At 59.3% G+C, this 14,065-nt stretch carries 9 protein-coding genes; 2 read left to right on the forward strand and 7 right to left on the reverse strand.

Going from position 1 to position 14,065, the window contains the following annotated elements; genetic code table 11:
- Window positions 1–55: 55 nt before the first annotated feature.
- The gene (gene trxB / locus BGE01nite_RS09355) at window positions 56–988 is read right to left on the reverse strand and encodes a thioredoxin-disulfide reductase (protein WP_146850185.1); all 933 of its coding nucleotides are present in this window, start codon (window positions 986–988) and stop codon (window positions 56–58) included.
- A gap of 342 nt (window positions 989–1,330) precedes the next feature.
- Between trxB and BGE01nite_RS09360 the strand changes: the two genes are divergently transcribed.
- Complete coding sequence (locus tag BGE01nite_RS09360; protein ID WP_146850186.1) at window positions 1,331–4,111, forward strand: DUF6600 domain-containing protein; 2,781 nt, start codon at window positions 1,331–1,333, stop codon at window positions 4,109–4,111.
- Between the two features lie 139 nt (window positions 4,112–4,250).
- On the opposite strand, the gene BGE01nite_RS09365 is transcribed toward BGE01nite_RS09360, so the two are convergent.
- Genes BGE01nite_RS09365 through BGE01nite_RS09380 form a run of 4 tightly spaced genes read right to left on the reverse strand, consistent with a single transcriptional unit; the run spans window position 4,251 to window position 9,592 of the window.
- Complete coding sequence (locus tag BGE01nite_RS09365; RefSeq protein ID WP_146850187.1) at window positions 4,251–5,831, reverse strand: hypothetical protein; 1,581 nt, start codon at window positions 5,829–5,831, stop codon at window positions 4,251–4,253.
- Entirely contained in the window at window positions 5,828–7,381 is a 1,554-nt protein-coding gene (locus tag BGE01nite_RS09370) for a glycoside hydrolase family protein (RefSeq protein WP_146850188.1), read from the reverse strand. The genes BGE01nite_RS09365 and BGE01nite_RS09370 overlap by 4 nt, the downstream gene beginning before the upstream one ends.
- Entirely contained in the window at window positions 7,378–8,049 is a 672-nt protein-coding gene (locus BGE01nite_RS09375) for an acyltransferase (protein WP_146850189.1), read from the reverse strand. The genes BGE01nite_RS09370 and BGE01nite_RS09375 overlap by 4 nt, the downstream gene beginning before the upstream one ends.
- Window positions 8,050–8,059: 10 nt before the next feature.
- Window positions 8,060–9,592 carry a hypothetical protein gene (locus tag BGE01nite_RS09380; RefSeq protein ID WP_146850190.1) on the reverse strand — a complete coding sequence of 511 codons (1,533 nt, stop codon included), beginning with the start codon at window positions 9,590–9,592 and terminating at the stop codon, window positions 8,060–8,062.
- Window positions 9,593–9,729: 137 nt separating this feature from the next.
- On the opposite strand from BGE01nite_RS09380, the gene BGE01nite_RS09385 reads away from it, so the two are divergent.
- Entirely contained in the window at window positions 9,730–10,977 is a 1,248-nt protein-coding gene (locus tag BGE01nite_RS09385) for an MFS transporter (protein WP_146850191.1), read from the forward strand.
- On the opposite strand, the gene BGE01nite_RS09390 is transcribed toward BGE01nite_RS09385, so the two are convergent.
- Both BGE01nite_RS09390 and BGE01nite_RS09395 read right to left on the reverse strand, forming a co-directional pair.
- Complete coding sequence (locus BGE01nite_RS09390; protein ID WP_170266693.1) at window positions 10,931–12,202, reverse strand: MFS transporter; 1,272 nt, start codon at window positions 12,200–12,202, stop codon at window positions 10,931–10,933. The genes BGE01nite_RS09385 and BGE01nite_RS09390 overlap by 47 nt on opposite strands.
- Window positions 12,203–12,289: 87 nt before the next feature.
- Window positions 12,290–14,056: a sialidase family protein gene (locus tag BGE01nite_RS09395; protein WP_146850193.1), complete on the reverse strand. Its 1,767-nt coding sequence runs from the start codon at window positions 14,054–14,056 to the stop codon at window positions 12,290–12,292.
- Between the last annotated feature and the right edge of the window lie 9 nt (window positions 14,057–14,065).

Raw genomic sequence — 14,065 nt, forward strand, 5'->3', positions numbered from 1 at the left:
CCGTGAACCGTGAACCGTGAACAGCGAACCGTGAACAGCGAACCGAGAACCGGCCTTAGTGCACCCCGATATCGGCAAGGTAACGCTCAGCCTCAAGCGCCGCCGCACAACCCTGGCCCGCAGCCGTGATCGCCTGGCGATACACATGATCCGCCACATCACCGGCAGCAAAGAGGCCCGTCGTCTTCGTGCGCGTGCCTTCTGTCTGCAGAATGTAACCGTTCTCATCCTTATCCACGAGTTCGCCCAGGAAGCCTGCGTTTGGCACGTGGCCGATCGCCACAAACACGCACTTCAATTCCAGTTCGTTCTTCTCGCCCGTGACCAGATTTTCCAGTGTCACAGCACGCACCTCACCTTTTTCATCGGTCAGGTATTCGGACACCGTGCTGTTCCAGATTGGCTTGATCTTCGGATTCGCCAGCGCGCGGTCCGCCATGATCTTCGAGGCACGCAGCGTGTCGCGACGATGAATCAGATACACCGTGCTGGCAAACTTCGTCAGGAAGCTGGCCTCTTCACAAGCACTGTCACCACCACCGATCACGCACACCGGCACATTACGATAGAAAGCGCCGTCACAAGTCGCGCAACTCGTCAGACCATGACCAATGAGTCCCTTCTCATTCGGCAGACCTAGGTGACGCGGACTCGCACCCGTGGCGATGATCACTGAGCGGGCCTGATACACCGTCCCGTCTTCGGTTTTGATGTCGAAGTGGCCTTCCGCCGTCTTTTCCACGGAGCTCACCAGCGTGTACTCAATGCGCGCGCCAAATTTCTCCGCCTGCTGCTGCATGTTCATCATCAGCTCAGGACCCATGATGCCGTTCGGGAAGCCCGGGAAGTTCTCCACCTCAGTCGTCGTCGTGAGCTGGCCGCCGGGCTGGTTGCCGGAAAGAATGAGCGGATTCAGGTTCGCGCGTCCAGTGTAGATCGCTGCCGTGAAGCCTGCGCAGCCTGTGCCGATGATGATGACGTTTTCCATGGGAGGGGTGATCGAATGGGGGTGGGAAAAGGAGGGCCGAAGATGGGAAGCTAAAATCGTTACGCAACAACAGCTTCCTCAGAGTCATCTCCTCCCTCAAATATTCCCCGCAGCAACCTCTGTGCCCCTCCGTGCCCTCTGTGGTGGACCTGCTGTGTCCTGCCAGTTGCACTCTCAGACCATCTGTGCCCTCTGCGCTATCTGCGGTTAAAAATCCGGCGGCCCCACCCATGCCGCCCCCGCCATCTCCCAAGGCCAAAACCCCGTCTCCCTCGTATCTTTTTGCAAAATCCATCTGAACATCTCTTCCGAGCCCCTCGTCAGAGTGGCGTCTCCCTAGCCATGAAAACCTCAAATCTTCTGTCCCTCGGTGGTCTGATTGCCCTCTCCCTCACCGGCTGCAAACCACCGGACAACTCCGCTGCCGACGAAGCCCGCCGCCAGATGGAGCAAAACCAGGCCACCTACGCCCAGCAGGCCGCCGAGATGCAGCAGCGCAGCGAAGCCCTGCAAAAGCAGCTCGCCGACCTCCAGCGCGCCATGCAGGACAAGGAAAACGCAGACCTGAAGGCCCGCCTCGAAGGCCTCCAGCAGGAAAACGACCGCCTCCTGGCCGATGCCGAGGCCGCCCGGAAAAAGAGCGACCAGCTTCGCGACGAACTCGCCCGCACACCAGTCAACGTGCCCGTCGCCGCCCCCTACGTTCCAGAACCCGTCGTCGACCAGCCATGGGTCGATCCCGATGCGGACTACTCCATGTTCTACGATTCGCTGAATCCCCACGGCCGCTGGCTGGACGTGGACGGTTACGGCTATGCCTTCCGCCCGGACTATGCGGATCGCTCCACCTGGCGTCCCTACACTGATGGCCGCTGGGCTTGGACAGATCAAGGCTGGGCCTGGGACTCCAACGAACCTTTTGGTTGGGCCACCTATCACTATGGCCGCTGGGTCAAAGTCAACCGCCACGGCTGGCTTTGGGTCCCTGGCCGCCAGTGGGCACCGGCCTGGGTTTCCTGGCGTTCCGGCAGCGACTACGTCGGCTGGGCACCTCTGCCACCTAGTGCCGGCTACGGCAGCATTGGCCATGATTGTGATACCCGCTACGGCCTCTCCCCGAGCAGCTACACCTTCATCAATGCCTCCAACTTTGGCCGTGGCAGCTACGTGAATGTCAGCCTCTCCATCACCAACATCACCAGCTTCTTCTCGCAGACCATCAACGTGACCAACATCGTCCAGGTGCCGCAGCGTGACATCTGCATCCAGCGCGGTGGTCCGCAGCTTGACTGGCTGGAAAAACGCATCGGTGGCCGCGTCGTCCGTGCCCCCGTGCAGGTCGTGCGTAACCTCGAACGTCCCGTCGACTTCCGTCAGGATCGCGACCGCCCGAACTTCATCGCCGCCCCCATGCCTTCCGGCCGCGCCGATCGTGGCCGTGGTGACCAAGGTAAAGGCCGCGGCCCCGCTCCTCGCGTGGTGAGCGAGCGTGTCAGCAAGCCGGTCATCGTGGATGCATGGAAAGACGTGCCTGATAATAAGCGCGATGATCTCCGCCGCACCGTTGATCGTCAGTCGAAACAGCCGCAGCCCAAGCCTGTGATCGCGGACGTGCCCAAGCTTCCGGACCCTCTTCCTGAGCAGCCTCGCCAGCCCGGCACTCCAGGTCGTCCCGGCCGTCGCCCGGGTGAGAACGAGCCCGAAGTGCGCCCCGGCATCCCTGTGCCGAACGTTCCAAACCTGCCCAATGCCAACGTCCCCAACATGCCACAGATGCCTGCGGGCATCCCCGGTCGTGATCGTGATCGCGAGCCCGGCAGAGGTGGCCGCCCAGGCCAAGGCCAGATGCCCGATCTCCAAATCACCCAAGATGCCGCGAACAAGGCCGAGCTCGCTCGCCGTGCCGCTGAAACTCGCATGCAGGAAGCCCAGGCCGACCGTGAGAAGCAGATAGCTACGCAGCAGCAGGAACTCGCTCGTCGTCAGGCTGAGACCACAGCCATGCAGCAGCGCATCGCCGAGCAGCAGCGCCGCGCTCAGGAGGACCTCGCGAAGAAAGCCGCTGACATGAGCGCCAAGGAAGCCGCCGCCCTGAAGGAAAAGCAGGCCGCAGAAATGGCTGCCCAGCAGCAGGAGCTTGCCCGCAAGCAGGCCGAAGCCGTCGCCATGCAGCAGCAGATCACCGAGCAGGAAAAAAAAGCCGGGGAAGCCCGCGCTCAGCAGGAAGCCCTCATGAAGCAGCGCCAGGAGGAGGCTAAGAAAGCTCGTGAAGCCGCCATGGCCGCTCAAGCTGAAGCTAAGGAAGTCGAGACACGCCGCCAGCGTGAAGGTGAGGAAGCCGCCAAAGCCCAGCAGATGGCCAGTCAGCAGGCCCAACAAGAAGCATTGCAACAGCGCCAGGCCGCCATGGCTGCCCAGGAGGAGCAGGCCCGCCGCCAGCAGGCCGCCATGCGCGATCAGCAGGAACAGCAGCAGCAAGCCGCCATGAAGGCTGCTCAGGAGGAGGCCCTTCGTCGTCAGCAGGAAGCCGCTGGCATGAAGCAGCAGCAGGAAGCCGCCGCCCAGCGTGAAGCCCTGATGCAGCAGCAGCGCGAAGCCGCCCAGATGGAAGCAGCTCAAAGAGAGGCCGCTCACCGCGAGGCTGCCCAGCGTGCCGCTCAAGAAGCCGCCATGAAACAGCAGCAGGAGATGGCCGAGCGTCAGCGCCAGGCCGAACTTCAGCGCCAGCAGCAGGAAGCAGCACAGCGCGCCGCTCAAGAGGCCGCGATGAAACAGGCTCAAGAGCAGGCCGAACGTCAACGCCAAGCCGAGCTTCAACGTCAGCAGCAAGAAGCCGCCATGCGTCAACAACAGGAAGCTGCCGAACGCCAGCGCGAAGCCATGCAGCAAGCCCAGCGTGAAGCCGCCGAACGCGCCCAGCGCGAGGCCATGGAGCGTGCCCGTGAGGAAGGTGCACGTCGTCAGCAGGAGGAAGGCAATCGCCAGCGCGAGAACATGCGTCGCCAGCAGGAAGATGGCGAACGTCAGCGTGACGAGAGCATGCGTCGTCAGCAAGAAGACGCCTCACGCCGCGCCGCCGAAGATTCCCGCCGCCGCGCGGATGAAAACTCCCGCAGGCGCTAGCAAAGTAGTCCTCTCGCTCCGTCGAGAGGACTGAGCGCGTGGAATATACGCAGCACCTCCGAGTATCCCAAAGCCACTCCTCTCAACGACCTCGACTTCACACTGTGAGTCGAGGTCGCTTTGTTTTATGAGCCGTCACTCACTTCCCATCCCTCACATAGATTGCACTCAGCCGGATGTCCGTGTTCTTCTCACCTTCAAACACGACATGCAGCTTCATCCTCTCCGGTAGTGCTTCGGTCGATTTCCACTCCACCGGAGTCTGAAACCCATTCTGGCTGATCACCACCGCGTTCTTGCCTGAATAACCGGGCAGGGGACGCTCCACATGATCCAGCAGTTCCACCTTCAGCGTGGCCTTCTCTCCCAGCCCTTCCGCATTGAGGAAGAACTTCGGCTTCTTCACCGTCAGCGCTGCTGTCACAAACTCGCTCACAATCTCCGGCAGTTGGTAGTCTCCCGGCCCCTTGCCAGCCGTTTCCACCACGAGATCTCCCAGCCTGTCACGCGGAACTGCCACAATACCTACACCACCACGTGGCGGAGCATCCTGCCAATGGCGCGGATCCCAGGTGCCATAATAGATAAACGTCTCCTCTCCGATGTTCTCAAAGCCCTGCGCTTGAATCACACCACCCTGATCCCATTCGCCGTCCTTGCCGCGAGGAATGAAGACCCACTCATGCGCAGGCTCGCGGAACTGGTTCCCGTCATTGCTGATCATGAAGCCCAGATCGATCGTCAGATCCTTCCACTCCTTCGCTCCATGCCAGATGCCGGACACACCGAGCAGCACATTGCCACGGTTCCACACACTGATCCCCTCATGCGTCTGCTCGCCCTCGCGACTGCGACCCGGGCCTAACAGCGTATGCTGAAAGTGGCGCACAAACCCCAGCGTGTTCGTCTGGGACCAGTTCACAAAATCGGCGCTACGATACATCCGTGTCACCCGTCCATGATACGGCCTCGTCGAGTTCATCGAGTTCTGCCCCGAGGCATAAAACATCCCGTCCCACTGATAAAGCCCGCCACTGGGTTCGAAGTGGATCGCCGGCAGCAGTACATCCTTCATGAGCAGCTCGGACTTCACCGACTTCACATCCTTCACCGGCTTCCAGGTCAGCCCGTCCGCGCTCACAAAAGGCAGCAGGTTTCCAAGCCTCGTTTGATGTCTGAAATAGATGTGCGAGGTCATCTTGTAGCGGCGTGAAGCATCCGGATCTGCATCATCCTTCAGCACCTTCACATTCACAAATCCCCACGGACCACCACCCATGTCCAAAAGATTGTTATTCTTGTTCCCTTTGTATTCCACCAGCCCAAGGTTCGGCTTCGTCCAGTTCAGCCCGTCCGTGCTCTCTGCGTAGGCCGCCCGCCAGCGATTCGAAGCCTCAGAGTTCTCCTTGTCATCATCAAAGGCCACATACCACATCCGATACTTCGCACCTTCCTTGATGATCGATCCATAAAACTGCACCCCCTGCGCATCCGGCGTGCCCGGCGCACCACGCTTCACCACCGGATTTGCCGGATGCTTCTTCGGCTGCCGCATCTCAATCCGCAGATTCTGCGTGTGCGGGATCGAGACCGTGTCGAAGCCAAACAGCGTCGTCACCTTCGTCTCATCAAAGAGATCCGCCGCATGTGAAACAGGGACATAAAGCAGCGCACTGGCCAGAAGCCAGTTCCACGCGCGAAAAGAAGTGCGGATAGTCATTTGGAGGGTGCGGAAGGTTGATCGAGATAGATGGCGAAAAGACGTACATTCTCCTGGTTCTCGCCTGACCAGTTCACGCGGATACGGATGGGCTGCTTCACCTGGCCCAGCGTCGCTCCACCACGCCAGGCTACAGGCAGGTGCATTCCTGACTTTGCCGTGATGGGCACAAAGTCCGCAGCAGCATATCCCGGCAGCGGACGGAACTGTTCGTCTAAAATCTCCACCGTCATCGCACCTGCATCCGAGAGCCCGGTGACATTAAGACAGACACGCGACTCATCGGCCACGTTTGAGATGGGACTGGAAATACAGTGCGCCTCTTCCGCGCTGGGCACAGGCGCAAAGTAACCGAGCCGGTCGCGTGGCCACGTCGCCACACGCACGCCCGTCGGGCTGTTACGATCATTCTCCGTCCAGATGCCATAGTAGACAAAAGTGCGGTCGCCGATGTTATGAAATGCCTGCCCCTGCGTGATGCGCGGCTCCGCGCGGTCATCTTCTTCGAAGCCTGGAATAATCTTGAAATCGGGCAGCGGTTCTTTGAAGTGAATGCCATCACTGCTCACCACAAGACCGATGTCACAACTCGAAGTCCGGCGGTCATTCGTTGGGTTGTGATACTGCCCGTAGAAGCCCAGCAGCACATTGCCGCGATTCCACACGCTCGCGCCCAGATGCACCTGCTCTCCTCGATGAAACTCAAAGTCCGGGATGCCGCGCGGCGGTAGATCATCACGCCGGAAACTCACATGACCCGCCGCGGTCCAGTTTTCAAAGTCATAAGACATCAGGGTCACCATCATGCGCTTCTGCGCACGCATGTATCCACGGATCTGGATGGGATGCGGCACAGGTCCGCCATGACCATAGATATAGTAGGCACCGTTGAACTTGATCAGTCCACTCGGCTCCATGTTCCCGCCATGGATGATGTCCCGGCCGCCTGCCACACTCTTCCAATGCAGACCATCCGCGCTGATCGCAGCGGGTTTGAGCTCCGGATTGATCTCGCGCACCATCTTGAAGCGGCGCTCCGGATCTGGATCCTCAGGATCATGCAGCACCAGGTTGATCATCCCTTTCATGGCTTCCTGGCCATCAATGCACACGAGGTTGTTCTCCTTGCCACCGTTGTATTCCACCAGACCCAGCTTTGGCTTCTCCCAGTGCGCGCCATCCTTGGACGTGGCATAACAAACTTGTCGTTTGTGACCATCAAAGCCTGAATACCACATCCGGTACTCACCCTCGACCCGCAGGATCGTGCCGCAGAAGTAGGCGCGAGGGAAATCTGGATCACCCTTCTTGCCAATCGGCATCACCGGCGTTCCAGGATGCTTGGGATCGATTCCGAGGCTTGGCGAATGATCTGACTTGTGCCCAGGGTTGAGGGTGAGGATCAGCCCCTTGCTGAAGGGCAGCCCATGATCATCAAACGGAAACAGCACTGTCTCACGAACGGGCACCTTCGTCTTCTCCTGGGCCGCAAGAGGGGAGCCAAGTGCCAGAACACCTAGGAGGGCTGTGATGAGCGACAATGAGTTCATGAGTTGAAAGGATAGTCGTCTTTCCAAGTGTCATCGTGGTGCGCCCCAAACAGGTCCGTTTGCGGCAAAAGTTGTTCGGGGAGGTTTCCTCCCGCCAGTGACTCTGGCATTGGCCGGAACTGCACCGGCACGCCAAAAGCCAGCACATTCGGCGGCACATCCTTGTTCACCAGCGTCCCCGCACCAATGAACGAACCCTTCCCAATCGTCACGCCAGGACAGATCGTCACACCTCCACCGATGGTCACTCCATCCTCAATCGTCGCTCCTTGCACACCATCCTGCCGCATCGGATACTTCGCATTCAGAAACGTGGTGCCCGGACCAATGAAGACCATGTCTCCAATCGTGGTCCGGCTCGGCACATACACATGCGCCATGATCTTCACGCCGTTGCCCATGCGCAGCCTGCCTTCCAGCGTGCACTTGTGATGCACCACACAGCGATGCCCGATGCTGATCTCCCCGCGGATCAACACCTGGTGTCCGCATTGAAAACGATTCCCAATCGTCGTGTTCGCATAGATGATGCTCCCGCTGCGGATGATCGCATGATCACCGATCTTCGTCGGCTCTGAATCACCGGGATAGCGATACCCGAGTATCACATCCGGATCGATCTGCGCATGCCCGCCGATCTCATGAAAAGGTAGAATAGGAAAGCCCATGGTCGTGATCTTATTTGGCAAAACGTTTCAAAGTCGCCAGACCCTGAGTGGCGATCACATCTCCCGCTGGCTTCGCATAAGGCGCGCGGAACCGGCTGTAGCGATAGTGCGCGCTCATGTACTCACCATCACCCGGATTTGTGTTGGCCCCGTCGGTGAGGTAGCCATAGGAGAGATTGGTATAACCACAAGGAATGGAAATGGGCAGCGGTGATCCCTCGCGAATCTGCCGCCCGATGCCCTGGAACGGCTCAAACGGCATCCCCACAAAACCGACATCTCCCAGCCGGAAGATCTGGATGTCCACCGGTAAAAATTTCTCCACCTGATCCGCCTTGCCCTTCTCATGCTGCTCCAGCGCCCACTTGCTCCAGGGCAGGATCATCTCCACCAGCTTGCCGCGATAAGCCGGCGTCAGCTCACGCGGGAAATTGTGACCCATGCATGTCAGCGTGTTCTCATCACCAGCCGTAGCCCGCTTGATGAAGTCTTCCATCACGCGAATTTCTTCCTTCAGGGATTCTACAGAGGGCAGGGGGGCCAGCGGGATCTTCACCTTCTCCACCGCGAAGTCCATCCCATCCCGCTTCGAAGGCTTCAGATCCTTCAGGGCCGCGATGTAGCTGTCCGCCAGCATGCGCCCATACTTCTTCGAAAGCTCCACATCACCGCGAAACATCCCCTTGGAGTTCACATCGCCCGCGCAGCCTTGCAGAAAGCTTACCGCAATCTGTTTGTTAGGCGAAAGATGCGTCGCCATGTGTTCGCAGGCCACCTGCGGCCAGTCGCCGAAGATGATCGGCTTCTCAGGATGGAAGCACGTGCACGGATGCGCGGTGAAATGCGTGATTGCCGTCACCACCTCGCCCTTCGCGTTCTTCAGCACCACGATCGGCGCCTGCCGGTCCATGTCACCATTGAAGTCTACACCCAGCAGATCGCGGTCCTCTTCACGAATGAGATAGCTGCTGCCATCGGCCCGACGCCCTTTGCGGTTATAGCTGATCCGGCTTTCCGTGCCCTCCGCCCATGAGACGGTCACCGGTTGCAGCAGTGCCGGCAGTTGCTTGGCGGTAACCTCGAGCTGTTTAATGAACTCCTCACCCGCAGGCACCAGCTTCGGGGCCGGGATCTCCTCAGGTTTCATGGAGACCGTCGAATACGCCTCAATGTGATTGCTCACCAGATTCAGATCTGTGTGATTGTGTGAGAGCATCAGCAGCACATGATCCAGCGGCAGCTTAAGTGCCTCAGCGGCTGTGCGACGAATGAGCGGGCTGATGTTCGCCCCCTTCGGCGAGTTCATGTGTGAGGCGATGATGCACACGCGAGTCTCGCCCGACTTGAAAAGAGTCACTGTCGTCTTCAGCGGCCCTTCCACCTTCTGTACCAGGGCCCCCACTTTGCTTGAGGTATGGCCTCCCGTCGTCGGTGTGATGCCAAACTCCAGCGCCGCAGCCTGGAGCATGGGCTCGGCGGCATTGCTAGCGGCTGGACCACCAAGCGCGATCAGAAAGGCAAAAACGCGGGCGAGAATTTTCATGCGTGATGAACGTGATTGGGCGGCTCAAACGCCGCTGCAAAGGTTACGGGAATCAAAACGTGCGGAACAAGCCAGGCTTCCTGGTCCTGTCCGATGACCAGGATATGATCAGCCCTCGCAGAGCGTTAACTGTGGCGATGGCCTCCGCTCCCGACACCCTCTCCTATTCTGACGACACGCGTCCTCTTCCAGGGGCATGGCTGGTGGTCGGGCTCTTATGGGTGATCGGCTGCCTGAACTACCTGGATCGTGTCATGCTGAACACGATGCGGGATTCCATCAAGGCCGCCATCCCCATGGGCGATGATGACTTCGGCGCGCTGACCATGGCCTTCCTCATTGTCTACGGCGTCCTCAGTCCGGTGGGTGGTTGGTGCGCGGACCGCTTCAGCCGCAGCCGCGTCATCCTGCTCAGCCTGATCGTGTGGTCTTCAGTAACCTGGGCCACGGCCTACGTGCAGACTTATCAGCAGCTTCTCGCCACCCGCATCCTCATGGGCGTGAGCGAGGCCTGCTACATCCCAGCAGCCCTGGCGCTGATTGCTGACTATCATCGCGGCAGCACACGCTCGCTCGCCACCGGCATTCACATGATCGGCATCTATGCGGGCATGGCGCTTGGCGGCCTCGGCGGCTGGATGGCCTCGGAATACGGCTGGAACTCGAGCTTCATGGTCTTCGGCATCTTCGGTGTCGTCTATGCCTTCGTCATGATGGCCCTGCTACGTGATGCTCCCGGTGCGCGCCCTGGCAGTGCCGGTGCCGCGCCTCATGCTCACCCCTTGGAAACCTTGTCCATCCTGGCAGGCAACCGCAGGCTTTGGGTGATCACCTTGCATTGGAGTTTGTTAGGCTTTGCGGGCTGGGCCTTCGTGACCTGGATGCCCACCTTCCTTCAGGAGCGTTTCCATCTGACGCAAACCAAAGCCGGCTTCACCGCCACCGCCTACATGCAGGTCGCCGCACTGGCGGGTGTGCTCACCGGCGGTGTGTGGGCGGACCGCTGGAGTCGTGTTAACCTTCGCGGACGCACCCTCGTGCCTGCCATCGCTCTCTCTGTCGCAGCCCCCTTCATCTTCCTCACGTCCAACACAGACACCCTTTGGATCGCCGTGGCTGGCATGATCGTCTTCGGCTTCGCTCGTGGCTGCTCGGACTCCAATATGATGCCCATCCTTTGCCAGGTGGTGGAACCACGGCATCGCGCCACCGGTTACGGCATCCTGAATTTCCTCGCCTGTCTCATCGGCGGCCTGGCTTCCTACCTCGGCGGCTGGTTCAAGGAGAACAAAGTCGATCTCAGTGTCCTCCTCGTCACCTCTGCCGTGCTTGTGCTGATCAGCGGTCTGATCCTTTCGTCCGTGCGCCCGGCACGACGGGATTAGAGTTCAGCTTGTTTACCAATAACACCAGAAGCGCCGTCATCACGGATGCTCCCGCGAGCACCAGCAGTCCCGCCGTGTAGCCCGTCGTGTGCTGCTTCAGCCAGCCCATCCCATACGGCCCCACAAAGCTGCCGAGATTACCGATGCTGTTGATCAATCCGATGGCCGCCGCATTTGCCGAACCTGCAAGGAAACTCGTCGCATAGGCCCAGAAACTCGGAGTGTAGCCCGTCAGCCCGATCACTCCGATGCACAGAAAGACCAGCGCCAGCACGAGTTGCCCTTGAAGTTGCGACATCGCCGCCAGTCCGAAGGCCCCGATCATAAGCAGTCCCGCCGTATGCCATCGCCTCTCTCGCGTGCGATCTGATGACCACCCCGCCGTGAGCTTCGCAATCACACCGAGCGAATAGGGCAGCGATACCATCAAGGCCACGGCGAAGTTCGAGAAGCCCGACAGCGACTTCATGATCATTGGCAGCCAGTAACCAAGTCCATTGGAGGCGATGAGCCCAAAGAAATACGCTCCCGAGAACAACCACACTCGCGGATCAGCCAAAGCCCGAACAATGGAAGGCGAGCTCGTCAGCCCGGACATCTCACGCTCTAGCTTCTCACGTGCCAGTTCATGGATCAGCCAGGCCTTCTCATCCTCGGGCAGCCACTTCGCATCCTCCGGCTTTTCCGTGAGGATGAAGAGCACCGAAATGCCTAGAATCACCGCTGGCAATCCTTCCAAAATAAAAAGCCATCGCCAGCCTTCCAGGCCTAGCCATTTGATCTGCAAAAGCGCCCCCGAGACCGGCCCGCCAAGCACCATCGCCAGTGAGATCGCTGACATGAACCAAGCCACCGCCTTGCCACGATCTGCTGCGCGAAACCACTGCCCCAGATACACAATCATCGCCGGAAAAAAACCGGCCTCCGCCGCGCCGATGAAAAAACGCAGCCAGTGAAACTGCGTCGCGCTTTGGATGAATCCCATTATCATCGCCAGGATGCCCCACGAGACCATGATCCTGCAGATCATCCGCCGCACTCCCCAGCGCGAGGCAAACACGGCTCCCGGTACTTCCAGAAGAAAGTAGCCGATGAAGAAGATGCCCGCTCCCCAGCCATACGTCTGGTCGGTGAACCCAAGGTCCGCCGTCATCTCCAGTGCCGCATAGCTCACATTCACCCGGTCCAGATACGCTACCACATACAGCAGGATCAGGTACGGCATCAGCCTCCACATCACCCGCGAGCGCACCCGCGCCGCCATCTGATGTTCCTGAACCGGCGTTAGCGATGAAGTAGGATCAGACATGCGTCAGGGCTTCCAGACCGTCCCTCCGATGTAATACTTGTTAAACAGATTGTAGTAATACACCGTCAGTACTCGCCCATCGGGCAGTTCCATGGATTCCGGATACCCAATGTCCCAGTTGATGAAGTCGTTGCGCAGCTGCACCTCGCTGCTGAGGTCCCAGGTCTTGCCGTCATCTGGGCTGAAGCACGCACGCACACCCCCAGGCCGCGCATGCATGGTGCGGATGCTGTAGCTCGCCATCACCCGGCCGTCCGCGAGTTGAATCAAGTCCACCGGATGCCCAATCATAGAAGTCTTCTGCACGGGCGAGAACGTCTTGCCATCATCATCGGAGTAGGCCGTCCAGATGGCATTCTCGCCCGCATGATTGCGCATCGCGGCTATGATGCGACCCGACTTCGTCCTCACAATACCAGGCTCCATAAACCCACCCAGCTTATTCCCCGGATCACTGGCAATAGTGGAGTGATGCTTCCATGTCTTCCCCTGGTCCGTGGAGCGCAGCATCACCGAGGACCGGTTGCCCTGATCTCCTTCATAATTGTAGCCGATGATCGCCATGAGGATGGATCCATCCGGCATCTCGATCGGAGCATCCGTGGGCCCTTCCACATTGCGGAAAGACATGCCACTGGTGTCGATATAGTTAGGCTCGGACCACGTGTGTCCGTTGTCCTTGGAAGTGATCACATAAGCCCCCAGCCGGTTTTTCTCATTCAGTAGAGCTTTGTGCTCATAGTTGTAGATGCCGTCCTCACGGTAAAGGTTGTTGTAAAAGATCCCCAGCACAATGGTGCCGTCACTCAGTTGCACACCGCAGCCTTCACGCTCATCGACCTTCTCGATCTTCGCTACCACCTGCTTGTCACCCCACGTCTGGCCGCCATCCTTGGACCGCAGCATGATCACATCCCCATCATTGGAGATGTGCTCCGTGCCCTCACGACTGAACAGCAGCAACTCCCCATTCTTCAGCCGAACCAAATCCGCCGGATGGAGATGACGGAAGCCATTGTTGTAGATGACCTGATGCTGAAACTTGTCCGCACCGGACAGTTCAGGATAAGCCTTCGTCGCCAGAATATGAGTCTGCTGCTGCAGCATCGCCAGATCCTGCCGCAGCGCCTCGATTTCGTTCTTCAGCGAGGCCGTCGAGTTCTTCAGCGTCTCCTTGCGCGCCTTGACCATGAACCAGCCATGCGTCCAGGTCGGGAACGGCTGCACCTTCACCTGGATCTCCGCCGCCTGCCCTGCCTCCACCATCTCCGCAGGCACGGTCAGTTCATACACGCCGCTGTTGCCATGCAGATCAAACTCCCGGTGTGAGTTGAAGTAAGGAAACTCCACCCGCTTCGACACATAGCGCAGTTTGCAACCCGACCCGCTCCACACGAAATCCCGATTCATCCCCAGCGTGAAGGTCAGAACATACTTCCCGTTGAGCGACATCTTGACCTCCGGCCCGATGGAGAACTCCGAAGGCAGCACACTGGTCGCACCCACAAATGAAAAGGTCGTGATCTGCTTCTCCGGCACCTCCGCCGTCTTCCACGAGAGCATGTTCTTCTTCATCTGCTCCTCAGACCACCATCCTGCCGTCATGTGTCCTCCAGCCATTCCGAGAAAGTCCCGCGTCGGAATCCCTCGGTTCGCCCCATGATGAAACACCACCTTGTCATACCCCTCCACCTTCTGCGGATCTTCAGCAATAGCGCCGTTCGCGATCACAAGCAGAGCAAGGAAGATCAGAGAGATGGAATGCTTCATAGTGGTCTG

This window comes from Prosthecobacter gellanilyticus, from assembly GCF_007992435.1.
In the GTDB taxonomy this organism is placed as follows: Bacteria; Verrucomicrobiota; Verrucomicrobiia; order Verrucomicrobiales; family Verrucomicrobiaceae; genus Prosthecobacter; species Prosthecobacter gellanilyticus.